At 50.9% G+C, this 26628-nt stretch carries 26 protein-coding genes and 2 rRNA genes; 16 read left to right on the plus strand and 12 right to left on the minus strand.

Annotated elements, in window-relative coordinates; all coding sequences use genetic code 11:
• Both ACNRUY_RS19390 and rrf read left to right on the plus strand, forming a co-directional pair.
• A 23S ribosomal RNA gene (locus tag ACNRUY_RS19390) occupies positions 1–109 on the plus strand; the annotation flags it as partial.
• A 145-nt stretch (positions 110–254) separates the two neighbouring features.
• A 5S ribosomal RNA gene (gene rrf, locus ACNRUY_RS19395) occupies positions 255–370 on the plus strand.
• 314 nt (positions 371–684) lie between these two features.
• Here rrf and ACNRUY_RS19400 read toward each other — a convergent pair.
• A complete protein-coding gene (locus ACNRUY_RS19400; protein WP_488113309.1) occupies positions 685–1566 on the minus strand; it encodes a bile acid:sodium symporter family protein in 882 nt (293 codons plus the stop codon).
• Positions 1567–1686: 120 nt separating this feature from the next.
• On the opposite strand from ACNRUY_RS19400, the gene truC reads away from it, so the two are divergent.
• From truC to ACNRUY_RS19420, 4 genes are all read left to right on the plus strand, one after another.
• Complete coding sequence (truC, locus tag ACNRUY_RS19405) at positions 1687–2436, plus strand: tRNA pseudouridine(65) synthase TruC (RefSeq protein WP_488113310.1); 750 nt, start codon at positions 1687–1689, stop codon at positions 2434–2436.
• Positions 2437–2513: 77 nt separating this feature from the next.
• Positions 2514–2933, plus strand: coding sequence for a hypothetical protein (locus ACNRUY_RS19410; RefSeq protein WP_488113311.1), 420 nt, complete (start codon positions 2514–2516; stop codon positions 2931–2933).
• A gap of 125 nt (positions 2934–3058) precedes the next feature.
• Positions 3059–3514, plus strand: coding sequence for a nuclear transport factor 2 family protein (locus ACNRUY_RS19415; protein ID WP_488113312.1), 456 nt, complete (start codon positions 3059–3061; stop codon positions 3512–3514).
• A gap of 224 nt (positions 3515–3738) precedes the next feature.
• Positions 3739–4767 carry a Fic family protein gene (locus ACNRUY_RS19420; protein WP_488113313.1) on the plus strand — a complete coding sequence of 343 codons (1029 nt, stop codon included), beginning with the start codon at positions 3739–3741 and terminating at the stop codon, positions 4765–4767.
• A 103-nt stretch (positions 4768–4870) separates the two neighbouring features.
• On the opposite strand, the gene ACNRUY_RS19425 is transcribed toward ACNRUY_RS19420, so the two are convergent.
• From ACNRUY_RS19425 to can, 3 genes are all read right to left on the minus strand, one after another.
• The gene (locus ACNRUY_RS19425) at positions 4871–5407 is read right to left on the minus strand and encodes a cytochrome b (protein WP_488113314.1); all 537 of its coding nucleotides are present in this window, start codon (positions 5405–5407) and stop codon (positions 4871–4873) included.
• Entirely contained in the window at positions 5400–5870 is a 471-nt protein-coding gene (locus ACNRUY_RS19430) for a hypothetical protein (RefSeq protein WP_488113315.1), read from the minus strand. Before ACNRUY_RS19430 ends, ACNRUY_RS19425 begins: the two co-directional genes overlap by 8 nt.
• Before the next feature lie 91 nt (positions 5871–5961).
• On the minus strand, positions 5962–6609 hold the full coding sequence (can, locus tag ACNRUY_RS19435; protein WP_488113316.1) for a carbonate dehydratase: 648 nt from the start codon (positions 6607–6609) through the stop codon (positions 5962–5964).
• A 479-nt stretch (positions 6610–7088) separates the two neighbouring features.
• Between can and ACNRUY_RS19440 the strand changes: the two genes are divergently transcribed.
• The 3 genes from ACNRUY_RS19440 (at position 7089) to ACNRUY_RS19450 (ending at position 10629) form a co-directional block, all read left to right on the plus strand.
• Complete coding sequence (locus tag ACNRUY_RS19440; RefSeq protein ID WP_488113333.1) at positions 7089–8429, plus strand: CmpA/NrtA family ABC transporter substrate-binding protein; 1341 nt, start codon at positions 7089–7091, stop codon at positions 8427–8429.
• 393 nt (positions 8430–8822) lie between these two features.
• A complete protein-coding gene (locus ACNRUY_RS19445; protein ID WP_488113334.1) occupies positions 8823–9752 on the plus strand; it encodes an ABC transporter permease in 930 nt (309 codons plus the stop codon).
• A 16-nt stretch (positions 9753–9768) separates the two neighbouring features.
• Complete coding sequence (locus ACNRUY_RS19450) at positions 9769–10629, plus strand: ABC transporter ATP-binding protein (RefSeq protein WP_488113317.1); 861 nt, start codon at positions 9769–9771, stop codon at positions 10627–10629.
• A 19-nt stretch (positions 10630–10648) separates the two neighbouring features.
• Here ACNRUY_RS19450 and ACNRUY_RS19455 read toward each other — a convergent pair whose 3' ends face one another.
• The 4 genes from ACNRUY_RS19455 to ACNRUY_RS19470 all read right to left on the minus strand — a co-directional run bounded on the left by ACNRUY_RS19455 (position 10649) and on the right by ACNRUY_RS19470 (position 15248).
• On the minus strand, positions 10649–11875 hold the full coding sequence (locus ACNRUY_RS19455) for a hypothetical protein (protein WP_488113318.1): 1227 nt from the start codon (positions 11873–11875) through the stop codon (positions 10649–10651).
• Positions 11876–12047: 172 nt separating this feature from the next.
• The gene (locus ACNRUY_RS19460; protein WP_488113319.1) at positions 12048–12512 is read right to left on the minus strand and encodes a hypothetical protein; all 465 of its coding nucleotides are present in this window, start codon (positions 12510–12512) and stop codon (positions 12048–12050) included.
• A gap of 1210 nt (positions 12513–13722) precedes the next feature.
• Positions 13723–14550, minus strand: a complete 828-nt coding sequence (gene pyrF, locus ACNRUY_RS19465; protein WP_488113320.1) for an orotidine-5'-phosphate decarboxylase — start codon at positions 14548–14550, stop codon at positions 13723–13725.
• 98 nt (positions 14551–14648) lie between these two features.
• Entirely contained in the window at positions 14649–15248 is a 600-nt protein-coding gene (locus ACNRUY_RS19470; RefSeq protein ID WP_488113321.1) for a glutathione S-transferase family protein, read from the minus strand.
• A 168-nt stretch (positions 15249–15416) separates the two neighbouring features.
• On the opposite strand from ACNRUY_RS19470, the gene ACNRUY_RS19475 reads away from it, so the two are divergent.
• The gene (locus tag ACNRUY_RS19475) at positions 15417–15686 is read left to right on the plus strand and encodes a hypothetical protein (RefSeq protein WP_488113322.1); all 270 of its coding nucleotides are present in this window, start codon (positions 15417–15419) and stop codon (positions 15684–15686) included.
• Between the two features lie 122 nt (positions 15687–15808).
• Entirely contained in the window at positions 15809–16699 is an 891-nt protein-coding gene (locus ACNRUY_RS19480; RefSeq protein WP_488113323.1) for a DMT family transporter, read from the plus strand.
• 103 nt (positions 16700–16802) lie between these two features.
• On the opposite strand, the gene dpaL is transcribed toward ACNRUY_RS19480, so the two are convergent.
• From dpaL to ACNRUY_RS19495, 3 genes are all read right to left on the minus strand, one after another.
• On the minus strand, positions 16803–17984 hold the full coding sequence (gene dpaL, locus ACNRUY_RS19485; RefSeq protein ID WP_488113324.1) for a diaminopropionate ammonia-lyase: 1182 nt from the start codon (positions 17982–17984) through the stop codon (positions 16803–16805).
• 134 nt (positions 17985–18118) lie between these two features.
• Positions 18119–18505: a RidA family protein gene (locus tag ACNRUY_RS19490; protein ID WP_488113325.1), complete on the minus strand. Its 387-nt coding sequence runs from the start codon at positions 18503–18505 to the stop codon at positions 18119–18121.
• Positions 18506–18543: 38 nt separating this feature from the next.
• Entirely contained in the window at positions 18544–19221 is a 678-nt protein-coding gene (locus ACNRUY_RS19495; RefSeq protein ID WP_488113326.1) for a helix-turn-helix transcriptional regulator, read from the minus strand.
• Between the two features lie 338 nt (positions 19222–19559).
• Here ACNRUY_RS19495 and ACNRUY_RS19500 point away from each other — a divergent pair, with 338 nt between their 5' ends.
• From ACNRUY_RS19500 to ACNRUY_RS19510, 3 genes are all read left to right on the plus strand, one after another.
• Complete coding sequence (locus ACNRUY_RS19500) at positions 19560–20726, plus strand: M24 family metallopeptidase (RefSeq protein ID WP_488113327.1); 1167 nt, start codon at positions 19560–19562, stop codon at positions 20724–20726.
• A gap of 17 nt (positions 20727–20743) precedes the next feature.
• Positions 20744–22330 carry a BCCT family transporter gene (locus tag ACNRUY_RS19505; RefSeq protein ID WP_488113328.1) on the plus strand — a complete coding sequence of 529 codons (1587 nt, stop codon included), beginning with the start codon at positions 20744–20746 and terminating at the stop codon, positions 22328–22330.
• Positions 22331–22402: 72 nt separating this feature from the next.
• Positions 22403–23557: a M20 aminoacylase family protein gene (locus ACNRUY_RS19510; protein ID WP_488113329.1), complete on the plus strand. Its 1155-nt coding sequence runs from the start codon at positions 22403–22405 to the stop codon at positions 23555–23557.
• A gap of 24 nt (positions 23558–23581) precedes the next feature.
• Here the strand turns inward: ACNRUY_RS19510 and ACNRUY_RS19515 are convergent, their stop codons facing one another.
• Positions 23582–24076, minus strand: a complete 495-nt coding sequence (locus ACNRUY_RS19515) for a hypothetical protein (RefSeq protein WP_488113330.1) — start codon at positions 24074–24076, stop codon at positions 23582–23584.
• A 178-nt stretch (positions 24077–24254) separates the two neighbouring features.
• Between ACNRUY_RS19515 and ACNRUY_RS19520 the strand changes: the two genes are divergently transcribed.
• Both ACNRUY_RS19520 and ACNRUY_RS19525 read left to right on the plus strand, forming a co-directional pair.
• Positions 24255–25607 carry a hypothetical protein gene (locus ACNRUY_RS19520; protein ID WP_488113331.1) on the plus strand — a complete coding sequence of 451 codons (1353 nt, stop codon included), beginning with the start codon at positions 24255–24257 and terminating at the stop codon, positions 25605–25607.
• 289 nt (positions 25608–25896) lie between these two features.
• A complete protein-coding gene (locus ACNRUY_RS19525) occupies positions 25897–26409 on the plus strand; it encodes a hypothetical protein (RefSeq protein ID WP_488113332.1) in 513 nt (170 codons plus the stop codon).
• Positions 26410–26628: the final 219 nt, after the last annotated feature.

Genomic DNA, 26628 nt, shown 5'->3' on the forward strand with positions numbered 1-26628 from the left:
TTAGAGGTCCCTGAAGAGCCGTTAAAGACTATGACGTTGATAGGTTGGGTGTGTAAGTGCTGTGAGGCATTGAGCTAACCAATACTAATGACTCGTGCGGCTTGACCATATAACGCCAAAGCGATTTAGAAATCAGTTGACAGAGGTCAGAGACCGGTTGTCAGTTGAAGCCATACGCAAGAGTGTGAAGCAAGAAAACAGCTTAATTACCGGATTCCAGACGAGAGAAATAGGTTTCTCTTGTTAAAGTTTCGCCTGGCGACCATAGAGCGTTAGAACCACCTGATCCCATCCCGAACTCAGTAGTGAAATGACGGATCGCCGATGGTAGTGTGGGGTTTCCCCATGTGAGAGTAGGTCATCGCCAGGCACTTAATAAAAAAGCCCGATCAGGAAACTGATCGGGCTTTTTTATTACTGGTTGGGTCATGGGTTAATGTTCCGATCATGGACAGGTAGCGCAGCTACCCATGTGACAAATTTGACGGGATCAAATTTGGACTGCCTTCAGGCAGGCCCCGGAGGGGTGAGTATCATGACGATACGAACAAAGTAGGTCATCGCCAGGCACCACTATTTACCTTGGGTTCGCTCAAGGCTGAAAAACCCCAGTCGAGCAATCGACTGGGGTTTTTATTTATGGGCAAAATAAGAGATAGTTTCTACCCCGATTAAAATTTACCTTCATGCGGTTGTCGCTGTGGAGTGCAACCTGTCTTTTCGTAACACCATAAAAGTAAACAAAGAGGCAGAAACAAACATTAAAAGACTGTAGACGCTGGGTCCAATGGACATTACAGAGTTATGGAGCAGCGTCGTGGTAATCAGTATGGCCAGTGTTCCGTTTTGAATACCCACCTCCAGGCAAATAGTTCTTGCCTGGGACTCATTATGGGTGAGCCATTTTCCAGCCAGGTAGCCCAGCATCATGGTAGAAATGTTGAGCACCAGAGAGGCGGGCCCTGCCTGCAGAAGATAAGTCAGCACGGTTTCCCCCAGGTCAGCCAGAATGGCAATAACGACAATTGCCAGAACGGATACGGAAAGCTTGTTCACATAACGCTCTGCTTTTTGGGTAAATGCTGGCCATTTTTTTCTGATGGCCATTCCAGTGATCACTGGGACGACAGTGATGACCATTAACTGCAACCATGTAGCGATGATGGGCAGTTCGAAGTAAGCTTTTTCATCGGAGTAGGTGTGGATAGCCCAGTTTCCCAGAACGGGAATGGTAAAAGGTGTCATAAACCCGACGACAGTCGTCAAGGAAATGGAAAGGCCAACATCCGCTTTGGCCAAAAGGCTGTACAAATTGGATGTGGTGCCTCCAGGGCAGAGCGCAAGTATAAAGAGCCCAATGGCCAGTTCTCCTGACAGGCCTGTGAGCTCAATCACCCCAATGGTGACAAGAGGGAGAAGGCACATCTGGCAAGTTGCCCCAACTAAAAAGGCTCCGGGTTTTTGCAGAACTCTTTTGAAGTCATTGGTCGTAAGGCTGAACCCAACCCCAGTCATAATAAGAATCAGTGCAATGGGGAGCCCAAATTGGGTGAGAAGTTCGAACATGGTTTCACCTTATTATTATTTTGACCAGAATGCTGAAGGTTTTTTGGGGGAAATACAAGCTGTCACGGAGGCGCTCATTTGAGATGATGCCCCCTTTATCTGTCTCCAATGGAATCATGAATGATTGTGCCTCAGGAATCCCTGGATATTCTTTATCAGGATAAGGCCCTGGTAGTTGTCAATAAGCCTTCAGGTCTCCTGGTTCATCGATCAATGGTTGACCGCCATGAAACCCGGTTTGCCATGCAGATAGTCCGGGACCAGGTTGGTCAGCATGTTTTTCCCTTGCATCGCCTGGATAAACCCACATCAGGGGTTCTGGTATTTGGCCTCTCATCGGAAGTCGCGAGACTGGCAGGAGAACAGTTTCAATCCGGGTTGGTTCATAAGACCTATCTGGCGGTTGTTCGAGGCTTTACTGCGTCTGAAGGTGTCATTAATCACGCCCTGAAGGAAAAGCTGGATAAAATGACAGACCGCAGGGCCCGGCAGGATAAACCGGCCCAGGAAGCTCTTACTGAATACCAGAGGCTGGCAACCGTCGAGTTACCGGTTGCTGTTGATCGTTACCCCTGCAGCCGTTACTCGCTGGTAAAGGTTTGGCCAAAAACGGGGCGAAAGCATCAAATTCGTCGGCATTTGAAGCACATTGCTCATCCTGTTATTGGGGATGCAAAGCACGGCAAGGGGAATCATAATCGCTATTTTGCTGAAAACCTGTCAGCCGGGCGATTATTACTCCACTGTTCTGAGATGACAATGAATCATCCGGTGACTGGGGAGTTGTTGACATTCAAGGCGCCTCTTGATCCGGTATTCACTACTCTGTTCCATCGTTTTGGCTGGGTACTGGAAGACGTGGAAAGCTAATTAAGGCACTATTCGTCAGGCAGTAGGCAGTCGGTTAATCCGTTAGCGCTGTCTTTTCAAAATAAGAAGGAGTATTCATGATGAAGTGGTTATCCTGGCCTGTGGTCATGCTGACAGTGGTTTTGAGTGGCTGTAGCCTGATTGGAGAAAAAGAGGAGCCTCAGGTAACCCGTCAGTTTACTGGCTCGGATATAACGCCTGACCCCGTTCTGGAGCAGGTTCAGGCGCTCTCTAAAGCGGGTGTTCTCAAGAATGTTCGAATGACCCGATCCATACCTGCCACCATAACGGCTACCGGCCCTGAACGCGTGCTTACCTGCCTTTCTTCTCCAGGTGGCCGCTGGCTTCAGGATCAGCAGGAGTGTGAATACCTTTCAGAAGCGAGCTGTCAGGCTCAGGGGGGAGCATTTAATGCCTGTGCTTCGGCCTGTCGGCATGACCCTGAAGCTATGGCCTGTGTGCTGATGTGTGTGCCGGTTTGTAGCTTTGGGAAATAAATGCCGAAGCGTCCTTAACCGGGGTAACGATCATCGGCGGCCGGAAGAACAGCAGCACTCTCTGCCCTTGAGCTGACGTCAGTGCTGGATCATCTAAACTCCCATGACAACCGGGAGGAGATGTTATGGCCTGCGCCACCCTTGAAGATAAGGTTGAGGTTTTTCTGCACCGAATGAATGCCCTTGACGATCCGGAGCATACCGATGAGTTTGTCGGTTTGTTTGAATGTCCAGGTTCATCGCTGATTACCCCTTCATCCTTAAAGCCTCTGGACACTGAACAGGCCATCAGAGGCTGGCACCATGATGTTTATTCCCAGATTGAGGTGCTGGCCTGTCACTTTGAATTACACCGTTGCCTTCAAATAGACTCCCTGATTCTGATTGAGGCCTCACTCCACAGCCAGTACAGTCACGTTAATGCACCGGACCAGCTCGAGTCAGTAACTACAAGGGTTACCCTGGTGGTTGACCCTCTTGAGGGGGGCTGGAAAATCCGGCAAATGCACTGCTCTATACCACTGGATCGGCTGGCTAATGCCGCTGGTACTGTATTTCCAGACCCCTTTTCAGATGGCTGACAGGCTCGTCTCTGGCTGGACTCTGGCAAGTGCAGTTAAGGGTTATTACTCATTTCGTATAAAAATTACACGATTAATACCTTATTACCAAAGATTGCTTATTTTGGTAAGTTTTTGTTTTTATGGGTAATAAAGATCTCTTTTTCATTTCTGGTCTATATTAACCGATAATTACCCAATATTTTTGATCGTTAAATGTGGCCATGAAAACACTGGAACGTTTATTGGATTATTCATTCAGTTGTGAGCAGTTAGCCCTGTTTCGACAACTGGGGGAATGTAAGGGAAGACAGCTGGTAACGACCCGGCAACAGCCGGAAATTCTGGATACCCTGCGGCAGGTGGCGGTTATGGAGTCTTTGGAGTTCAGCTGCCATCTGGATGGGATCAGGGTGACCAGGGACACGGTGCGCAAGCTCGTATTGAGGCAGTACAGCCCAGTTTCGTCTGTGGATCGTCAAGTTGCGGGGTACAGGGACGCTTTGGAGATGGTGGTGGAGCCTGGGGAGCATATGACCCTTTCCGTCAGCCTGGTTCGACAGCTGCATGCCCTGTTGTATGCTCATATGCCCCATGAAGGGGGACGATGGCGGGTCACCAATAAGGATATTGTGGAGCGGGATAGCCGGGGGCAAAAGGTCGGAGTTCTTTATCGAACTGTTCCTGCTGCAGGTATTGCTGCGGCCATGGAAAACATTATGGCTATGTACCACCTCGGGTTACAGCGCAATGTTGAACCGTTGCTTCTGATTTCTGCAGCGGTGCTGGATTTCCTTTGTATTCATCCTTTCAGTGATGGCAACACCCGTATTGCCTGGTTGCTGATGTTAATGATGCTGGCAACCAATGGCTACAAGGTAGGTCAGCTCATTAGCCTGGAAAGAGTGCTGGGCAGGCAGAATCAAGCATACAAAGAAGCATTGAGTGTCAGCGTGAAAGGTTGGCATGAAGGCCGGCACAATCCCATGCCCTGGATTGACTTCTTCCTGAAGGCGCTGGTTCAGGCCTATGATGAGTTGGAGGAAAAAGTGCATGCCCTGCAATGGAAAGGCAGCAGGGCACCAAAGACTCAACTGATTAAAGCGGCCATTGACAAAGTTGACCATGCTTTTGCTGTGTCCGATATCTGTGTTCAGTTGCCAACGGTAAGCCGGGAACTGGTTAAGAAGGTGGTTCAGCAAATGCGTACAGAAGGCCTGCTTGAAGCCATTGGTAAGGGAAGAGGGGCTCAGTGGCAGAAAACAGCGCTATGAAATCAGTGACAGTCAGGTAAATCACTCAATAAAGAAAAAAAGCCCTTCATTGCTTCCGTTCAATGAAGGGCTTTCCTGAGCTGAAAAGGCTCATCAGGGAAACTCAGAGCATACGACGAATCACATCATTTTCCGGTTTATCCATAAACCGGTGCTTCAGGGCCCCAAGTAAATGAAGAACGATAATTCCCAGCAGAACATAGGGAATAATGTGATGAATGTCATGGAGGACCGTTGCCAGCTCTTTGTTTTTATCAACCAGATTGGGCATGGTCCATTTGAAGAAAGGGACGTCCCGCCCAGGCGCAGCACCTGACATCAGATAACCACTGGCGGGTACCAGGAACAGCATCAGGTAAAGCAGCCAGTGCACCAGATGTGCCAGTTTTCTTTCATACCATGGCATCGTCTCAGGAAGGGGAGGAACCCGGCTTGCCCAACGGAAAACAATCCGGGCAAACAAAAGGAACAGTACCAGAACCCCAAAGGATTTATGCCAGTGATAAAGGTCGTACTTATAACTGACGTCGTCTTCCAGGCTGGTCATGTACCAGCCACAGGCAATCAGCCCCAGAATGATCAGGGCCATAAGCCAGTGCATTAACCGCATGATCAGCGGATATTTTGATGAACTATCCATGGTGTTCTCCTTTCCCTGTAGTGGTATTCAAAGCCGGTTTTGACTTTATGCCCGAAGGTGGCCTGCATCGCTGGCTGATTCCTTTTGCCAGCTGAGCTTCAGAAGCGGCAGAAAACACCATTTTCTGTCCTTCGGTATCCACCAGTTCGAGCTTTTTTTCTTTTTTTGTCAACAGGAAAGTATTGCTGTAGTCCTCATTGTGCTTCAGTTCCCAGGTGTGGGGCGATTTTTTTTTCATGGGGCCATTAATGGTATACAGCTGGCAGTTACTGTCATACATCAGCAATGTAAAGGCATTGGGACGATCCAGCTTCAGGCCTCCATAGGGCATGTCATCATTACTGTTTTCAAGTACCCATACGCCGCTAGGTGGTTTCTCTGCAGAGGGAGCTGCTGCCATAGTTGCATTGGTTACCAGAAAGCCGGAAAGGATAAGGGAGGCTCTTCGACAAAGAATCAGCATGAATACATTCCACCCGCAGAACAAACGGGTGGAAGTATAGACAGGATACCTGAGGGGTAACGGGCTTCTTTATGGCAAAAAGCCAGGGGTGTTAACCACTGAGAGCCTCAAGGGCAACCGGGTACATGGATGCGATGTCACTATTGGAAGAGACACTGAGCCCAAGGTCTCTCACCAGGCCATCTTTAAGGCCGTAGACCCAGCTGTGAACATTCAATTCCTGCCCGCGGTTCCAGGCATCCTGAACGATGGTGGTGTCGCAGACATTCAGGACCTGCTCCAGAACATTAATCTCGCAAAGCCGGTCAAGCTGGGCACTCTGGTCTCCGGCTGCAGCAATGCGCTGGTCATGCTTTTTGCGGACATCCTGGACATGACGAAGCCAGTTATCAATAAGGCCGAGCTTTGAGTTCTCCATGGCGGCCTGGACACCACCACACCCGTAATGACCGGTAACAATGATGTGTTTAACCTTCAGATAATCCACTGCGAACTGAATCACGGACAGGCAGTTCAGGTCGGTATGCACCACCACATTGGCCACATTACGGTGCACGAACAGCTCCCCGGGCAGCAGGTCTACGATCTGGTTGGCGGGAACCCGGCTGTCGGAGCAGCCAATCCAGAGGTACTCGGGCGCTTGCTGCTTGGAGAGTTTTTGAAAGAACTCCGGGTCTTCATGACGAATAGAGGCCGACCATTCATTATTGTTTTTTAGAAGGTTATCCAGACTTGGCATACAGTCTCCTGATCCGGGAAATAGGCAGTCGAAGTTTATAGCAATACTCCGCTTTCAAGGCCAGCACAGAGTTGTTAGCAGTTTGTAAAGGAGCAGTGCTAACAGCCTGCAGGTTTTTTGAATCTCCCTCATTCCACTTTGGTGCGCCGGGTTGTGGCAGGCAAAGCCTGTGGCTTCATTTCTGAACGTGCAATACAGGGTTGAGAGCGCAACCTTCTCACTCAGAAGCGTGTTTAACGCATTGTATTTAAAGGCTTTTATTGTTTTTTTGGCGGATTGGCATGCTTGGTGCTTGGCTGATGGCTGGTGCAATGGCTCAACTCTGATCGGCCATTGCTGGCGAGATGGTTGATCTGCAGGCCTGACCTCAGGGAGAACGCCTGAGATACAAGCGCCTCAGCATTGGGAATGTATGGAAAGTCGGGAGGGATGAAATGAAGTGGCTCAAGCCGTTAAAGTCAGTGGCGCTCACTGCCCTGATGGGAGTTGGCAGTCTGGCTTCTGTATGGGGACAGGCGGATGCCCTTGAGATTGGCTACCCCGAAAAGGAAGAGTTGAAAATCGGGTTTATCAAACTCACGGATATGGCGCCCATTGCCATCGCCTATGAAAAAGGTTTTTTTGAAGATGAGGGGCTCTACGTCACCATTGAGGCCCAGGCAAACTGGAAGGTATTGCTGGATGGCGTGATCGATGGACGGCTGGACGGCGCCCATATGCTGGCAGGCCAGCCTCTGGCGGCCACCATGGGGTTTGGCACCCAGGCCAATATCATTACGCCCTTTTCCATGGATCTGAACGGGAATGGCATCACGGTTTCCAATGAGATCTGGAAGCAGATGAAGCCCAATATCCCGAAAATGGCTGATGGTCGCCCGGTTCACCCCATCAAGGCGGACTCCCTGAAACCGGTGGTGGAAAAATACAATGCCGATGGCAAGCCCTTTAATATGGGTATGGTGTTTCCGGTTTCCACCCATAACTATGAACTTCGTTACTGGTTGGCGGCAGGGGGCATTCATCCGGGGTTTTATGCGCCTCACAAAGGGGATACCTCCGGCCAGATCAATGCAGAGGCCCTGCTGTCCGTCACTCCTCCACCCCAGATGCCTTCCACCATGGAAGCAGGCACCATCTATGGTTACTGCGTCGGTGAGCCCTGGAACCAGCAGGCGGTGTTTAAAAATATTGGCGTGCCGGTGGTGACCGATTACGAAATCTGGAAAAACAACCCGGAAAAAGTCTTTGGTATTACCGAAGCGTTTTACAAAAAGTACCCGAACACCACCATTCGCCTGACCCGCGCCCTGATTCGTGCTGCCCAGTGGCTGGATGAAAACAACAACAGCAACCGCCCGGAAGCGGTGAAAATCCTGTCCCAGTCCAATTACGTGGGAGCGGATTATGAGGTGATTGCCAACAGCATGACCGGCACCTTTGAGTACGAAAAAGGCGACAAGCGTCCAGTGGAAGATTTCAATGTTTTCTTCCGGCATAACGCTACTTATCCCTACTACTCAGACGCTATCTGGTACCTGACCCAGATGCGCCGCTGGGGCCAGATTTCTGAGGATAAGAGCGACCAGTGGTACAAGGATCTGGCGGCAAAAGTGTATCGCCCGGATATCTATGAGAAAGCGGCCCTGTCCCTGATGGGGGAAAAGCGGGTTAAGGCAGAGGACTTCCCGGACTTTGCTTCCGAAGACGGCTTCCGGGATCCACAGACTCACTTTATTGATGGCCTGGTTTACAACGGCAAGAAACCCAATGAGTACATCAACCAGTTCACCATTGGGCTGAAGCAGGGTGACCGGATTTAAGGAAGGTGCAAAAAAGTCCTGCGGCGCTCTGGCCTGCCAGGGGGATTCAGAATCAAGAAAGCCTTTTGCAGGCATGTTGGCACCTGTCAAAAAAGGCAGACGCTGAGTCTGGATCCCCCTGGAGGCCCCGAAGGGCAAGACAAACAGCCCGCATCTACTGCGTTACAGTTTTTGTTAAGGACTAAGGCCATTAACTGCAAACTGCGCCTTGTATATGCAGGCTGTTTGTCTTGCAGAGCACGCACAGGACTTATTTGCAACTTCCTTAACCGGTTAGTCGAATCATCCTGAAGGGTAAAAGGAGTTTTTGTCATGGCAGAAGCAACCGCTATGAATCCATCAACAGAGGTGCCTCGCAGTACAGTGCAGTGGTATACGACTGCAGGCTGGCAGATGCTGAAAAAGTTGTCAGGCGGACTGCTGGTGCCATTGATAGGCATAGCGGTTTTTCTCCTGCTCTGGGCCGGAGCCGCCCGGAATATCAACACCTCTCTGGGGCAGTTTCCGGGGCCGGCCATGGTCTGGGAACAATTTGGTTCTCTTTACCAGGAGCATGTCACTGAGCGGGAAAAGGAAGCGGCCTTTTATCAGCGGCAGGAAAAACGCAATGCTGATCGTGTGGCTAAGGATCCGGATTATGTGCCGAAAATCCGGGCCTACACGGGCAAGGAAACCTTTCTTGATCAGATTATCACCAGCCTGGTCACGGTAATGAGTGGCTTTCTGCTGGCGGCGGTGATTGCCATCCCGCTTGGTATCGCCGTTGGTCTCAATAAAACCCTGAACTCGGCCATAAACCCGGTCATTCAGGTGTTCAAACCCGTTTCTCCCCTGGCTTGGCTACCGCTGGTAACGATGGTGGTCAGTGCTCTGTATGTCAGCCCTGATCCCCTGGTAGCCAAGTCCTTTTTAAATTCCATGATCACGGTCACGCTCTGCTGCCTCTGGCCCATGGTCATTAACACGTCGGTGGGTGTGGCTTCCCTGGACTCTGATCTGGTGAATGTCAGCCGCGTGCTGCGCCTGCCTGCCCTGAAGCACGTTCAGAAGATTGTCCTGCCTGCTTCTGTACCCATGATATTTACCGGCATGCGACTCTCTCTGGGAGTGGCCTGGATGGTACTGATTGCCGCCGAAATGCTGGCCCAGAACCCAGGGCTGGGCAAGTTTGTCTGGGATGAGTTTCAGAATGGCAGCTCCAACTCACTGGCCCGCATTATGGTGGCGGTGATTGTGATCGGCTTTATCGGGTTTGGTCTGGATCGAAGCATGTTGCAGCTTCAGCGTCTGGCAGCATGGGATAAAACAAAAATCAGCCATTAAGGGGAAGGGCGACAGCATGAGCACACTACTGGATATCAGCCATATTGATATGGTGTTTGATACACCCAAGGGGCCTTTCACCGCTCTGAAAGAGGTGGACCTGAAAATTGCCAAAGGGGAGTTTGTCTCCTTGATCGGACACTCCGGCTGCGGCAAATCAACGGTGCTGAATGTGGTGGCGGGTCTGCTGAAGGCGACCCGGGGTGGCGTCGTACTCAATGGCAGGGAAGTCTCTGAGCCGGGGCCAGACCGTGCCGTCGTATTCCAGAATCACTCTCTGCTGCCATGGCTGACGGCGTATCAGAATGTGGAGCTGGCGGTAAAGCAGGTGTTTGGCCGATCCAGAAGCGCTTCCCGTAAAAGCAAGGCCGAAATCAAAGAGTGGGTGGAACATAACCTTGCACTGGTACATATGGACCATGCCATGCACAAAAGGCCCGATGAAATCAGCGGTGGTATGAAACAGCGGGTCGGGATTGCCCGGGCACTGGCCATGCAGCCGGATATCCTGCTGATGGATGAGCCGTTTGGTGCACTGGATGCCCTGACCCGCGCCCACATGCAGGACTCATTAATGGAGATCCAGCAGGAGTTGAACAACACCGTTATTATGATTACCCATGATGTGGATGAGGCGGTGCTGCTGTCGGACCGGATTGTCATGATGACCAATGGCCCTGCCGCTACCGTTGGGGAAATTCTTGATATCAATCTTGAACGTCCCCGGGGGCGCCTGGAGCTGGCAGAAGATCCGGAATATACACGACTGCGTTCAGAGGTCCTCCGGTTCCTCTATGAAAAGCAGCGGAAGGTGGAAGTGATGGCCAGGGCACCGGCTCAGACCGTAAGGGCCGTTGAACAGAATGAGGCGGCTTAAAGTAATTAATGGTCGGGCATTATTCTTTTTTATCCATGGATGTAGAGACAGATTTAAATCTTTCCAGGGCTTCTTCATAGCTACCACTTTGGGGCTCTTGATTTTCAGCCGAGCCTGATAAAGAGGAGAAAAATTTGGCCCTTTCTCGTTCATTTTTGTCCCGGGACTTTTTAAGATCACTGTTCAGCTTTTTTACAGACTCTTGAGCTTCCATGAATTGCTGAGCTTCAAATGTCCCGGCTCCACTATCCGCAGAAGGGGTTGCAGCTTGTAATCCTGAAGTTGTATCGCTTCCGCCATCACGTGACGGTTTTTCTTTCGGTGTGTTTTTTTCAATTTCTGCAGTGTGAAATTGTAATATTGATTTAAAATCTTTACGTACTTCTTCAGTGTCAGTCTGGTTGGCAGCTGGTGCCGGAGGCTTTTTTGAGTAGTCTGTGGGGTTATCATCGGGTGGTTTTTTCCCATCAGAAGATAAAGCGAACGACTTGGCAGCAGACGATGCTGGAGTTGCAGTACTTGAGCTTCCAGCCGGAGATGTTGCTGTGGACGGATCAGATGACTGGGCTGTGGTGGTGGAGCTTTTGCCCTGGTCCTTGGGAAAGTAAACGATCAAACCTTCTGGCAAAGTGTCGTGGGCTTGTTTCGTTGAGATAAACGTACTGTTCAGGTGGATAACCGATGCACCCTTCATCCGCTCAAAAGCAGGAATGGGTATGTCAGAGTGACCCATTTCAAAAACGAGATTCTCAATATTGCTTTTGCCACTCAGTTTAACCAGGGCTGGTCCTTTGAAGCCCCTGCCAGCAACAAGAACGGGAAGGCCATCGGGAAGACTGACCATTGTGTCAAAGGTCGTGGCAGGTATCACAAAGCCCTGATCAGAATCTTGACTAAACGTTAATGAAACAGGTTGCAGTGGCTGGTAGGGCACATTCGTTGAGTCAAACCCGATTTCGAAATTGGATTTCCCTGTCAGGGTGATATCGTCGTTTAGCTCAAGTGGTTTGCTGATCGTGATTCGGCCTTCAAGAACCAGTGTGCAACGATGGTTAGGGAATGTTTCCAGGGCCTGATTTAATTGAACTTCATTGTTAACCTGTTTTCGACAGGAGGGGCTGGCAGGAGTGAACTGCCCGTCCATTGCATATCTTCCCCCAGCTTTGGCGGGCCATTGGGCCGCCTCCACAATGGTGTCTGGAAGACCATAATGAGGCTGTTGGTGATAGGGGGCTGGTATATCCACACCGGATGCCTGGGCAAATCCTGCGGGTATCAGCACCGAAATCACAATAGAGGCAACGCTTTTTGAAATAGGCAGAGGTTTCACGGCGATGAGGATGCAGTCTTACTGATACTGAGCAGCATAGTTTATGAGTTGCCTGCCTGCCTGCCATCTTCCTTAACTCTTATTGAACTTATGGTTTTTTTTGTGCTCGCCTGTCTAAAATAATATCCATTCTAACCAGTGATTCTTCCATCTGCTGAAACTTTTTCTTCAGGTTTTCAACTCTGGCAAGAGTATTGCCGGAAGGGGCTTCACTTTCTGATGGGCCCGGTTCAATGGTTACTTGAGGCGTGGAGGGGGCTGGTGGCTGTTCTCTCTGATCTAAAATTTTGTTCATTTTGCTAAGTGAATTTTTAAATTTTTCAAGTAGTTCATTCTTTACTTTTGACAAATGCTTTAGGGCATTTTTGAAAGGGTCCTCATTCTCTGATGACTTTGGTTCCACTGCAGTTGTAGGAGCAGCCACCCTTGATTGCTCATGGTGGGCTATTGTCTCAGAAATACCCGTATAGATTTTTATCTTTGGTTTCTCTGGTATGGGAGGGGGCTGTTTTTTCTTGACAGGGGGAGGTGCTGTGCCTTTGAACGCCTCCATAGCTATGGCAAAACGGCTGGTAGGGGGGGGAGAGGCTGAGCGCCTTTTATTTGCCTTCAGTATCAGTGCTCTTTGCGCTTCAGCCCGCGACGTTGATGACTGGACATCCGGGATTGACCCCGGTGGTGGTTTACGGTCGTAGCTTGTGATTTTATCTTCCTCGGGAGGTTCTCCATCTGAAGATAAACGGGTTCTGACTCTGCTTAGGGCATCACTGACTTGAGACTGGGTGTTTTGAGCGCTGCTATTGGTGGATGAGACCTGCCGGGATAAGGTCGTGGTGGATGCTTCCTTGTCATCGGCAAGCTCTATGGTAAGGGGCATATAAGCGTCCGATACATCCTCGCTGACGAGGAAGCTATGCTGAAGGTCCAGGTAGTGGGCGATAGCCGTTTTTTGAAAGGGGGCAATTGCACTCTCTTTGGCAGGAACCTCCAACACAAGCTTTTCAATGCGACCGCTGGTTTTGGTGACCAGCAGAGCACCGCCCTGAAACTTGGCAGAAGCCGCCAGAATTGGCAGCCCATCAGGGGGAAGGAGTATTTCGTTGTACGCTTTCGCTGTGAGTTTCATTGATGGGCCGGATAGATATACTCTGCCACTGTATATGGGTAGATAGGGGCTTTCTGCAGAGTTGAATCCCAACGTTGGGTTGATCAAGCCCTCCAGGACGATTCCATCAAGTACAAGGGGTTTACTGATTTCTATACGGCCAACCAGATGCAGTCGACAAGGGGGATGGTTTCGAGTTTGCTCCATATACTGCTCAAGCTCAGTACCGCTGTAGATCTCTTTTTTACAATCCGGAGGCAGGTTTGCCTGAATATCAATGTTAACGCTGGGGAGGGCTAGTGCCTCTTGCAGATTGTTATCACTGGTTATGAGGGCGTGTTTATAGCGTGGTAAATTGTTTGTCGGTCTGGGTGGAAGGCAACTGAACATGAGTTGTACGACGGCGATTGTCAGCATAGACCCTTTATCGTTATGAAGGGCATAAGGCTCGCTGGAAGCCTTGGCAGCTGATTTAACTGCCCCAGACGCAATAAAAACAACCAGGGCCACTGCCGTGGCCGAAGGCAAAGTTATTCTCATTGGCGGTTGCTACCCAGTTCACCTTTCAATTGAATGAACAGGATAGTTAAAAAACTGAGATTTTCTTTGTTAACGGCCTATAAGGAGAGCCCTGCTGCTGTACAGGGCCTGCGAGAGATCAGCGGTACTGGTTCACTTGGTCCCTTAATGTCAAAGCCGCATTGCGTGCCGCTTCAGCAAAGTCCTCGCCATTGCTGGCGTAGATGATGCCGCGGGAAGAGTTGACAATAATCCCCTTGCCTTCGCTGTTCAAACCATTGCGGACGGTGGCTTCCACATCTCCGCCCTGGGCACCGAGGCCGGGCACCAGGAAGGTCATCTCCCCGGTAATGTCCCGTATTTGCTTCAGCTCATCCGGGTTGGTGGCTCCGACCACCAGAAGCAGGTTGTTATTACCGTTCCATTCGGTCTGGCACATTTTCGCCATCACCTCATAGAGTTTTGCCGGGTTCCCATCAGCATTGAGTACCTCCAGGTTTTGAATGGCTGCGGCACCGGGGTTGGAAGTACGACACAGCACCACAACCCCTTTGTCAGCATAACGGGCAAAGGGCTCGATAGTGTCCACACCCATATAGGGATTGACGGTCACCGCATCGGCCTGGTAACGGTCAAAAGCTTCAATGGCATACTGGCTGGCGGTGCTGCCGATATCGCCCCGCTTGGAGTCGAGAATCACCGGGATGTCGGGGTACTGGCTGCGGATATAGTCAATGGTTTGTGCCAGCTGGTCTTCCGCGCCGTGGGCATGATAGTAAGCTGCCTGGGGCTTATAGGCGCACACCAGATCAGCAGTGGCATCAATAATGGCCTTGTTGAATGCAAAGATGGCCTTTTCCTTTGACTGAATAGCTGCCGGAAAACGGTCTGGTGAAGGGTCCAGCCCTACGCACAGCAGAGAGTTGTTTTTCTCCATGGCGGTTTGAACCCGATCAAGAAACCCCATTGATAACCTCAACGTTGAATGCCCAAATTGACAGGAAACCCGGTTGCCTGATGACAGGCTCCCAGCATTGGTTTTGCTGGGCGCGGAGTTTAGCAGTATCAACTCATCTTTACATGTTTTGGATGAGCCCGAACCCGCTTCAGCCAGGCCATAATGGCCGGGAAGTCAGAAAGACCAAACCCGCCTTCGTGAGCCACATGGGTGTACCCGTACAGGCAGATATCCGCAATGGTTAGTTGGTCGCCCACCATCCACTCCCTGTTTTCCAGGTGAGTTTCGATCACTTGCAGTGCCTTGTAGCCATTGGCCTTTTTCGCCTGCAGAACGGGTTCATGTTTTTTGGGGCGCCCCAGGTATTTGACGATGTACCGGGAGGTGGCAATGTAGGGTTCATGACTGTATTGCTCAAAAAATTGCCATTGAAGAACCCGGGCCCGAAGCAGCCGGTCAGACGGCAGGTAGTCTGTGCCCTCTGCCAGATAATTCAGAATGGCATTGGACTCCCAGAGGTAGCCGCCCTCGGGCAGACTGAGCACCGGTATCTTGCCGTTGGGGTTCATGGCCAGGAAATCATCGGTATGGGTACCGCCGCCAAGGATGTTGATGTGTTCCCAGTTGCATTCTATATCCAGGTGATGCATCAGCAGTTGCACTTTATAGCAGTTGCCGGACTGGGAATCTCCATAGAGTGTATACACAGGTTTCCTCCTGATGGTTCTTGGTTAGCCTCTTGAGGTAACCCGCTTATTGGTACTCCTCATGGGCAGACAAAGCAAGCTTCAATGCCTGTTTGTTCGGGAAGATACGAATCAGCGCTATTGTCCGGGGTAAGAGGTAACATACAGCTTTTCTCCAGGAGTATTTCCATGATTGAAAGCGAAGATCTGATGGGTGGTGAAGCGGTGATTGAGATTGTTGAAAACCAGCTGGCTGAAAATAACCCTCCCAGGGTGAAAGAAACCTTAATGCGCCTGATGCTTGGAGGAATGGACCGGGAGGAGGCTGTTCAGTATATAGCCTGTGCCCTGTGTGTCGAGCTGGTGGATGTGGTTAATAACCAGACGTCGTTTAACGGGGAGCGCTACGACAAACATCTTGACGGGCTGCCGGATATGCCCTGGGAAGAAAGCCTGTAACCGGAGTCTGTTGGGCAAACTCTGATGATCTCCGCTATTGTGTATTTTCCTGAAAAGTGAATGTGCTGATTTATCAATGACTCCCTTGTTCCCATCGGGCGAGTCAACATCGGGTCTATACCATGCACAGTGCAGCGTTGTTTCTTCTTTGTGCCTTTGTCTGGGGGGGCACCTGGTATGCCATTACTTTTCAGTTAGGGCCGGTTGATCCCCTCTGGTCGATCAGTTACCGGTTCCTTCTGGCCTCCGTGGCCATGGCCGGGATAGGCTGGTTCAGAAAAACGCATTCCCCTTTTACCGGTCGGCAGCATATTCGTATTGCCATTCAGGGAATAAGCTTGTGTGGCATTGCTTTCTGGCTGGTCTATCTCAGTGAGCTTTATATCACCAGTGCCCTGTCTGCCCTGGTCTGTACAACGGTTCTTTATTTAAACGTCATTATTGGCAGAGTCTGGCTTGGTAACCCCGTTCGCTGGCCCGTTGTCGCAGGTGGAGTGCTTGGCTCCCTGGGCATTGCCCTGGTGTTTCTGCCGGAGTTGTGGTCAGGCCTGCATTCCGGTTTCCTCAAGGGCATTGGCCTGGCATTTGCCGGGTGTATCTTTTTTTCCATTGGCAGCCTGGCCTGTGAGGTTAACAAGCGGGAGGGGTTGCCACTGTTGCCCGTGGTCACTTTGGCGATGTTCTACAGCGCACTGTTTATGATTGCCCTGGCTCTTTTATGTGGAAAACCGCCTGCGTTTCAGTGGAGTCTGGCTTATGTGGTTTCCCTGCTCTACCTGGCGCTGTTTGGTTCAATTCTGGCCATGACATCCTATATGGCCCTGATTGGTCGAATAGGCGCGGACAAAACCGCTTATGTGGATGTGGTCTATCCGATTATTGCGCTGGGTATTTCCACACTGTTTGAAGGCTACCAGTGGACACCCATGGCCGTTGCGGGTGTTGGACTGGTTGTGGTGGGCAACCTTATTGCCATGAGTACGAGGAGCCGGCAGGAACAATCTGTCGTATGAATGAGCACCTTGTGCGGAGCATAAGCCCGACAGACTGCCAGGGGAGGGAGGTTGAAGCCAGAGGGCAGTGGCTTCAACCAGAACAGTAAGAATCAATCACTGTTCAGAGTTTCAGAGCACCTTCCCAGACAATTTTCCGGTACCGTTCTGGGTTGGTATCCCCTTCGGTATTGAAAACCATCACCACGGATTCACTGTTCAGGCCAAGGGAATCAAGAATTTCCCTATTTTCCGGCTGGCTTGCCAGAAGATACAGCAGGCCCATGTTAATGGCTCCGGACTCACCACTGGTAATGGCAGGGTCGCCTTTCAACGGATTCCCCAGGATTCTCATACCGGTAGCAGAAACGCTGTCAGAAACGGAGGCAAAGGCGTGGCTGCAGTCGCGAAGGATGGGCCAGGTGACCGGGTTTGGCTCGCCACAGGCGAGGCCCGCCATAATGGAGTCAAGGTCGCCCCCCACTGCGGTCATGGAGCCGTCGGCACTGGTTCCGGAGCGATAAATACAGTCTGCGGCGTCAGGTTCGGAGATGATTGCCTTGAAGCGATCGGCTCCCAGCTTATCCGCCAGATAACCCAGTACGCCCCCCGCCATAGCGCCTACTCCGGCCTGAAGCATTACGTGGGTGGGCACGCCTTCGGACAGTGTATTGACCTGTTCAATGGCTTCGTCGGCCATGGTCATGTAGCCCTGGGAAATCCAGGTGGGAATCTGCTCATACCCCTCCCAGGCGGTGTCCTGAACCAGCATCCAGTGGTTTTCATCGGCGGTTTTGCTGGCCAGACGAACGGTGTCGTCATAGTTGACGTCGGTGACAATGCACTCCGCACCCAGTCCTCGGATACGGTTGACACTGGCCTGGGGAGAGCCTTTAGGCATATAAACGACGGCTTTCTGGCCCATTTCCCGGGCTGCCCACGCAACACCTGTGCCGTGGTTGCCAGCGGTGGCGGTGGTAAAGACGACGGGCTCTGGCAGTTTTGATGAAACGGTCTTGAGGTCGATCTCTGAGATATCCAGGTTGAGATGTTCCGCCAGAACCTGGCCCAGGGCGTAGGAGCCCCCCAGTACTTTAAAGGCGTTCAGGCCAAACCGGTGGGACTCATCCTTTACCAGGATGGCTTTGACCCCCAGTCTTTTTGCCAGCTGAGGCAGGGATACCAGCGGTGTAGGGGCATAGCCTTCAATCTGGCTGTGAAAACGACGGGCTTTTTCCGCGATCGCAGCGGTGAACAGAGGGCTCGTTTGTGCGGTGTGGAATGGGTTCTGGGAAAATTTCAACATCTCGGGCGCTTTTTTGTCGGGGGGTAGAAGGCCATAGGTCGGCTTTCTCGATCAGGGCCTCGATCAGAGTCCCTATCAGAAAAAGCCGACAATGCGCTGGAAGCGCATGAAAACCAGAAGTGGGTCTGAAAGGCTTACGGGTTGATAAAGGCAACCGCCTCTACTTCAACCAGGGCATCCTTGGGCAGACGGGCTGCTTCAACACAGGAGCGGGCAGGTGCGGACTCAGTGCCAAAAATCTCAGTGTACACTTCGTTGAAGGCGGCAAAATTTTCCATATCAGACAGGAAGCAGGTGGTTTTGATGACGGAGTCGAGAGAAGCGCCACCGGCTTCCAGAACCGCTTTCAGGTTCATCAGAGACTGATATGCCTGCTCTTTGATGCCACCTTCCACAAAGGCCATGGTCTTTGGATCCAGAGGCAGCTGGCCTGATGTGAAGACCAGTTCTTTGAAAGCAGCGCCTTGGCAGTAAGGTCCGATAGCCGCTGGTGCCTGTTCAGTGTGAAGGGTCTTTTTCATGATGTTTTCCTTGTACGTAAATACACCTGTAGCAGGTGTCAGTGTTTAAATTCGCGGATGTATTTGTAGACCGCGTGACGGGTAATTCCCAGGCGTTCCGCGACAATGGCGGTGGCCTCTTTGAACTCAAAAATCCCGTTATCAAACAGAATTCGGGTAATGGCTTTTTTCCTGCTCTTCAGGCTGATGGCCGGATTATTTTCAATATCCTGTATGGCCTGGTTCAGGGCTTGCTCAATGACATTATTGGCACTGGAGCTGAAGTTTTCACTGACCGGCTCATCCATCTGCCCAACCGCTGGCATCAGGGTTTTGATGATTTCAGGAAACGGGTGTGACAGGTTCATGTTGATACAGAACAGTCCGATGGGTTTGTCGTTCTCTCCCGCCAGCACACAGGTGGTCGACTTTAATAGTGAGCCATCTTTGCTCTGGGTGAAGTAACTTTTAGGGGTTACCTCTCCAGTCTGCTCAAAATGCCGGAGCATTTTCAGTCCCAGGTCGGTGATGGGGGAGCCCAGTTTCCGGCCGGTGTGGTGCCCGTTGACAATTTTTACCACCGACTTTTCCAGGCTTTCCAGTGAGTGGATAACCACTTCGCTGTGGGGCCCGATGAGGTCGGCAATGGTGTCTGCCAGGCGGAAGTAGCCCGCCAGCAGCTGTCTGTCTATCTCAGTAAACCGGGTGCCACTACTGAGGCGTTCTGTATTACACATTTAAGATCAAAAATTGTTGACTGATTTGTTTGCGCCTATTTTGCGTTTTTATGTGAGAAAACTCAAGTCGGCAATCAACTATATGTAACTTTAGAGTGGTTGTTTTTGTTGTTTTTGGGTGTTATTTCAGCATTAAAAGCATTTTCTTGATTTGTGTCAGTATTTCTGTGGAATAGAGTTCTCAAAAGTTAACTTTTGATTCAAGTCAATTTTTTCCCCGATCTGGCGAGTATGATGCGCTCACAAAGTCACCAAAAGTTAATTATTAAGCAGGTTTCGGTTCGTTCCTGGTGATGAGCGCGCCTGAATTTGCACAGGACTGATCGGGGTACAGCACAATGACCAATTATCTTCAACGGGGTTTTGACCAGGCGGAATTTGAACATCGCACTGCGCGCGCCCAGGCGATCATGCATGACATGAAGCTGGATGCGATGCTGTTTACTACGGAACCTAATGTCCGCTATTTTACTGGCTTTCATACCCAGTTCTGGCACAGCCCAACGCGGCCCTGGTTCCTGGTGGTACCTGCCGAAGGCAAACCGGTAGCGATTATTCCCGAGATTGGCGCCAGCGGTATGGCTGGCACCTGGATCGACAATATCATTACCTGGCCCTCCCCCCGCCCGGAAGACGATGGCATCAGCCTGGTGGCCAGTGCCCTGAACTCACTTCCCTGCCGTTATGGTCGGGTGGGTGCCACTCTGGGCATTGAGTCTCACCTGCGCATGCCTGTGAATAATTACCTGCAGCTGACCGGACTGGTGAAAAAAGACTTTGTGGATGTGTCTCTGGCGGTGCATGAACTGAGACAGATCAAATCTCAGGCTGAAATTGAGAAAACCCGTGAAATCTGCCGTATTACCAATGTGGGCTTCAAGAAAATTCCCGGATATGCCCGTTCCGGAATGACAGAGCGGGAAATCTGCAAGCAGTTTCGAATCGATATGCTGACCGCCGGCGCCGATGAGTGCCCCTACATCATTGCCGGTTCCGGCCCGGACGGTTATGACAGCATCATCATGGGACCCACGGACCGCACCCTTGAACAGGGGGATGTGATGATCATTGATACCGGCGCTGTCCGGGACGGGTATTTCTCTGACTTTGACCGCAACTGGGCGTTTGGTCACGCCAGCGAGCAGACCAAAGCCGCTTATCGGGCCACCTGGGAAGCCACTACCAAAGGCTTTGAAGCCGCCCGCCCCGGTGCCACCACCACAGATATATACAACGCCATGTGGGAAGTGCTGGAAGCCAACGGCGCACTCGGAAACGACGTTGGTCGTCTGGGTCATGGCCTGGGGATGGAGCTGACTGAAAGGCCTTCCAACACCGCAACCGATAATACAGTGCTGAAGCCTGGCATGGTGATGACCCTTGAACCCGGCATGGTGTATGCCCCCGGCAAGTCCATGGTGCATGAAGAAAACATTGTTATCACCGAAGATGGGGCGGAGTGGCTGAGTGAGCGCGCCGAGCCTGAACTGATTGTTATCAACTGAGTTGGGGGGATAGAACGATGTCCAATCAATCATCCCTCTCTCAGGGAAAAATGCTGTTTGTCAGTACCATCAGCTTCATCATACTGGTGGTTCTGTCCGGTATCCTGTTTCCGGACAAGCTGTATGAAGTTGGCATTGGTACCATGACGTACCTGACGGATACCTTTGGCTGGGTCTACATGGCCGGCTCCTTCCTCTATGTCATGGTGATGTTTTACTTCGCCTTCAGTAAATACGGCGATATCCGTTTCGGGCCAGACGACGCCCGGCCGGAGTTCAGTACCTTCTCCTGGATTGGCATGCTGTTTTCTGCGGGAATGGGAACGGTGATGCTGTACTGGGGGGTTGCCGAGCCGGTTTATCATTACATGAACCCCCTGGCGACCACGGGCATAGACCCACAGACGGCAGAAGCCGCCGAGTTTGCCATGAAGCAGAGCTTTATCCACCAGGGCATTCAGGCCTGGGCGGCGTTCTCTGTAGTGGGTCTGGTGCTGGGTTACCTGATGTTCCGCAAGAAAGAAAGCGGACTGATCAGTAATATCCTGATGCCCTGGGGCAGGGATAAAGCCAATGGCAACCTGGGCAAGATTGTTAACCTGATCTGTGTGTTTGGTGCCATTGCCGGTATCTCCACCTCCCTGGGACAGAGCGGACTGTCATTAAGTATCAGCTTTGCCTATCTGTTTGATACACCGGACAGCCCGACTACCATCTTTGTGGTGGTGGGAGTGATTGCCGCCATTACCATATTCTGCACCACCACAGGGCTGGAGAAAGGCATCAAGTTGTTGTCTGACTGCAACGCCTATCTTCTTGTTGGCCTGATTCTTCTGGTGGGGCTGGTGGGGCCCACCACTCAGATGATCAATGTCTACTTTGATGCCATTGGCCTTTATATCAATGATTTCTTCAAAGATGCATTGATGCTGCCGACCTTTGCTGCCGATGAAGAAGCTTCCTGGATTCGTGGCTGGCCCATTTACTACTACGCATGGGCGATTGCCTGGGCACCGTTTGTCGGCCCCTTCATTGCCCGGGTTTCCAAAGGCAGAACGGTTCGGGAGTTTATTCTCGGCTCCATGCTGATTCCCTGTGCCGGTATCTTCATCTGGGTGGCGTTCTTCGGAACCATAGGTATTGAGTCTGAGCCTGAAGTGCTGGCTGCCGCTGCCGCTTCCTCCAAGGCCGCCACATTTATTGTCCTTGAGAAATTCCCACTGGGCACGGTGATTTCCATTGGCGTCGTGATTGCCCTGTTCACTTGCTTTATTACCTCTCTGAACAGCTCCACCTTTACTCTGGCGAGTATGTGTGAAGACGGCTCCGAGAACCCCAGCAATAAGATGAAGACCATCTGGGTGATTGCCCAGGCCGCCATGGCCGTGACACTGATGATGGGCAGCCAGACCGGGATTGAGCTGTTGCAGAGCATCAGTCTGATCTTCGCTTTCCCACTGATGTTCGTGCTGTTCCTTTGCATTGTCAGTACGTTCAAGATGTTCCGGGCTGAGTTTGAACCGGTCTCCGAGGAAGAGAGAGTGTCTGACCAGGCTGTCAGTACCTCTGGCTTAACCATGGTTTCCGAAATGGTTGCCGAATAAGCAGACTGACTGCAATTGCCCATAGCGAAAGAAAAAGGGGTGGACTTTGTCCACCCCGGAGAGTGACGACGGATGAACATTCAAGAGCAAGTAGTTGCCTGGCGCCATGATATCCACAAGCACCCTGAGCGGGGCTTTGAAGAGCAGCGAACCGCGGAGCTGGTGGCCAGCCGTCTGGAGGAAATGGGCCTGGAAGTCCACCGCAATGTGGGCAGGACCGGAGTGGTAGGCATTCTCAAATGTGGCGACAGTGATCGTTCCATCGGCCTTCGCGCCGATATGGACGCCCTGCAGATTGAGGAAAAAAATGATTTTCCCCATGCTTCCACCCATGAGGGGGTGATGCACGCCTGTGGTCATGACGGCCATACAGCGATGTTGCTGGGGGCCGCCCATGAGCTGTCCAGAACCCGGAACTTTGATGGCACCGTGTATTTTATTTTCCAGCCGGATGAAGAGCATGGCATGGGTGCTAAAACCATGATTGCCGATGGCCTGTTCACCCGTTGGAACATTGATGCCGTGTATGCCATTCATAATATGCCCGGCCTTCCGGCAGGTCATGTGATAACCCGGCCCGGCTCCATCATGGCCAGCGAGAGCAGCTTTGAAATTGATATTATCGCCACCGGGGGCCATGCCGCGCTTCCCCATATGGGCACAGACCCTATTGTGGTTGGCGCCCAGATCGTGACCGCCTTGCAGACCATTGTTTCCAGAAACCTTAACGCCGTTGATGAAGCGGCCGTGATTTCGGTGACGGAGTTTGCCACCAATGGCACCGTGAATGTGATCCCCTCCCGGGTCAAGCTCAAAGGCGATACCCGCAGTTTCACCGATGAGGCTCTGGCCAAGATTGAGGCGGGTATTGAGCGGGTGGTTAAGGGGCAGTGTGTCTCAGCCGGGGTGGATTACCAGTACCGGTTTATCAACACATTTCTTTCCACCATCAATACGCCTGTGGAAACCGAGGCTGCCATCAGCGCGGCCCAGGCCGCAGTGGGGACTGAACAGGTCACCGGTAACTGCGACCCTCTGACCATCAGTGAAGACTTTTCCTTTATGCTCCGGGAAGCGAAGGGTTGCTACATTCTGATGGGGAATGGTGAAGGGGAGTGTGGTGGCACGGCGCTGCACAATCCGCACTATGACTTTAACGACCGTATTCTGATGAAGGGGGTCAGCTACTGGCAGACGCTGGTGGAGCAGCAGTTGCCAGTGGCATAGGGAGGGGCTGTTTACAGGACCTGCTTAAAAGAGCAGGTCTTCCGGTTTGAATGCCCCGAGTTTGATTCTGAGCATGTCATAGATTTCCTGCTGGTCATGGGGATGCACAAAACACATGGCCTCCCTCAGGCTGGGGAGAGCGCTACGGATCAGCTCATGGTCCAGCAATGAGTTTAGTTGGTCCGTTGGCCTGAGGTCGGGGCGCAGTGTTTCCATATGAATGTGGGGCACTGTGCTGCTTCCCTGGACCAGCTCTGCCAGGCTGAGCAGTTTCAGGGCTCTCTTGATGCCGATAATCGCGCAGCCAATCTGTCCCTTCGAGCGGGGAAAAGGGTGTTTCACGCTGAAGCAGATCATCCGGCTGAACAGTTCGATCTGGGCCAGGGGGGATTCACTGAACCCTGGGGTTTCGCAGGTGGTTTCCTGGCTCTCCAGACTTTCCATATCCTGGTTCAGGTGCGCCACCGTGGGTTGCTGGTGGCAGTCCTTCTGATAATAAAATGTAGTGATTCCTTCCATAGCCTCTACTCCCCGGTGTCTGAAAATGTCACTGTATGCCGTTTATACCATTATTCCGTGAGAGAAGTGACTAACAGCGGTGACAGTCTGGCTGACAAAGCAGGGTGGCAGGCCGGGTAAGGAACTTTACCCGGTCAGATCAGTCAATATTCGGAAGGAACAAAGACAGGTCATCTCCATGTTTCAGCCAGTTGGACAGGGAAAAGCGGAACAGGATGCTCTGGGAGAGAGTCCGCCTTTTGACCAGGGCTCTGATGTCCGCTCAGAAGAAGATAAAACCAAAATAACGATGGCTGGAAGGGAAGTGGCCAATGTGAATGATGTTTCCCCTGACCACCTTACAGTAAGGAATCAGACAACCGCTTCAGGGTTGTTTCCCATTCAGTTAAAGCGGATCACTTTGAGAAAAGCGGGAGTGCTTGATAAAGCAATTGGCTTGGGTTTTTCAGAGGAAGAAATTTCAAAATCCATTGATGAAAATAAAAGTGACAGATTTAAAAGTACAATGCGCAATAAGATAATGGATCGACTGAGGGCCAATCGGTCCTTGTTTCAAGAACGCGGTATAGATAGCATTTTTTCGAATATTGAGCGCTATGATTATTTTGTAAGGCGAAAACAATATGTTGGCTCTTTATCACAGGGTATGGACAGTTATCTTGCGACATTACAAGAATTTTCTGGCGCGATGAGTAACACTAAACACTTCAATCCCCTGGACTGGCTGAAAGATATTGCCATGGCCAATACCCTGGTTGAGGAATATCCTGATATGGCCGCAAGGCTGGCTCTGTGCTGTGCAGAGTATTCTCATATGGAAGCGCTTGAAGAAAATAAATTGACCATGAAGTTGGAAAAGGATTGTTTTAACTGGGTAGCCATTGCAAACCTGATTGATGATCAGAGCCTGCAGAAGGCCCAATCACCCGTATCCGGGCGCAGGAGAAGAAGTGAATCCTCTGAATTTATGTCGCCACAGACCCCGGAAGAAGCAACAAAAGGTAAGCGGAAAAGCACTGCGGGTACCAAAGGGAAAGGAGGGAAAAAAACAAAAGGATCAAAAGTGGTTGCTGAAGCTGAATTGCCGGTGCAAAAACCAGTAGTAGAGAAGCGGGTTTTCGAGCAGGCATCCCCCGCATCAAGCCCTGCGTCAGCTGCCAGCTTTTCTATGGGGACTCCCCAGTCAGTAGAACCCCCGGAAGAAATGCATTCACCAGGACGGAGCCCTTCAGGTTTGGTTGTTGCATCTGTGCCAGAATCCCCCGGGGTAGATCCATCGCCTTCGACCAGTACTGGCATGGGTTCAAGTGAGTGGATGTTTTCTACTCCGGCACTTCGGGGTCTCTCACTGAACCAAATCATGAGCCACCCGAGAAGTGGCCGGAAGTTCTTAAAAATACTTATATCTTCCTGCCAGAAAAAAATTGAAGAACATGGCAGTTTGGCAAACGAAGCTAAGGTGGAACAGTATCGAATGTTAAAACAGGGATATGAGGAGGCTCTTCTGGGTTTGGGACCAGAGGAAAAGTAGCTATTGCTTTTTTTAGCAATTCTCATGATCTGCTGTTGTAAAAAGATTAATGCCGGTGTTCAAGGTGTAGTGGTTTATGATGAAACTTTATTAAATGATGCTTGTAGAAATATTCATTCTTATAAATTAGATGGTTAAAGAAATAAGAGGAGTTGGTATGAATAACGGGGCTGGCCAGGTATCCTGTGCTTTTATGAGAGAACCTCCGACAATATTGAGCAGTCTTTCAAATGCTGATGAATTCGTAAATGATCCAAGACTGTGGAATAGCAGGATCGTATTGTCCAGGATGGAAGCGGCACGACAAATTCCTGACAGGGGAAGACCAGGGGCTGTAATCAACACTGAAGGAACAGAAGAAAGAGAGGTGAAGGTGGTATTATCTTCACAGACCCAGTCTGACCAGGGCAAAGTAATCCAGCCTGAACAGGGTATTTCACCAGAAGGGTCAGTCATTTCTGTGATTGAAAATAATGGAGCCCTTTTGGCTAAGAACTCTGAAGCTGCTCGTGAGGTCCCTACCGAGTTGGATGAAGATACGATGGAGTGGATATTAACTTATGGAGTATCCAGTCATGATGATGGAGAACAGCCAAGCTATGAGTTATTGCAGGTGTATTATACAGAGTGTAGTAACATGATTACTAAATACCATACTCGGATAACTGAATTAGCTGGTCTTGAACAAAGTGGTCAATATCAAGATGTTCACAAAAAAGAATTTGAAAGTTTAGTATCTGATTTTAAACGATGTATGAATTTAACGAAATTTATTGAACAAATTGTTAAGGGCCAACGATAGTATTTGACTACATGGCGCTGTTCAAATTAAATGTTGCTAACATGGTCTATACTCCCTGAGCATGAGAATTGTCGTGTAAAGTGGAGTTCCAGCCATGAAACCTCAGCAATTCCAAGACATCCTGAAGTCCATACCCATGATGTCCCCAGAGCAGATCGGTGTCCTCCATAAAACTCTGCCGCCCTCACCCATTGCCGGTGATGCACAAGGTATTTCCGG

The organism is Endozoicomonas sp. Z74 (assembly GCF_057680865.1).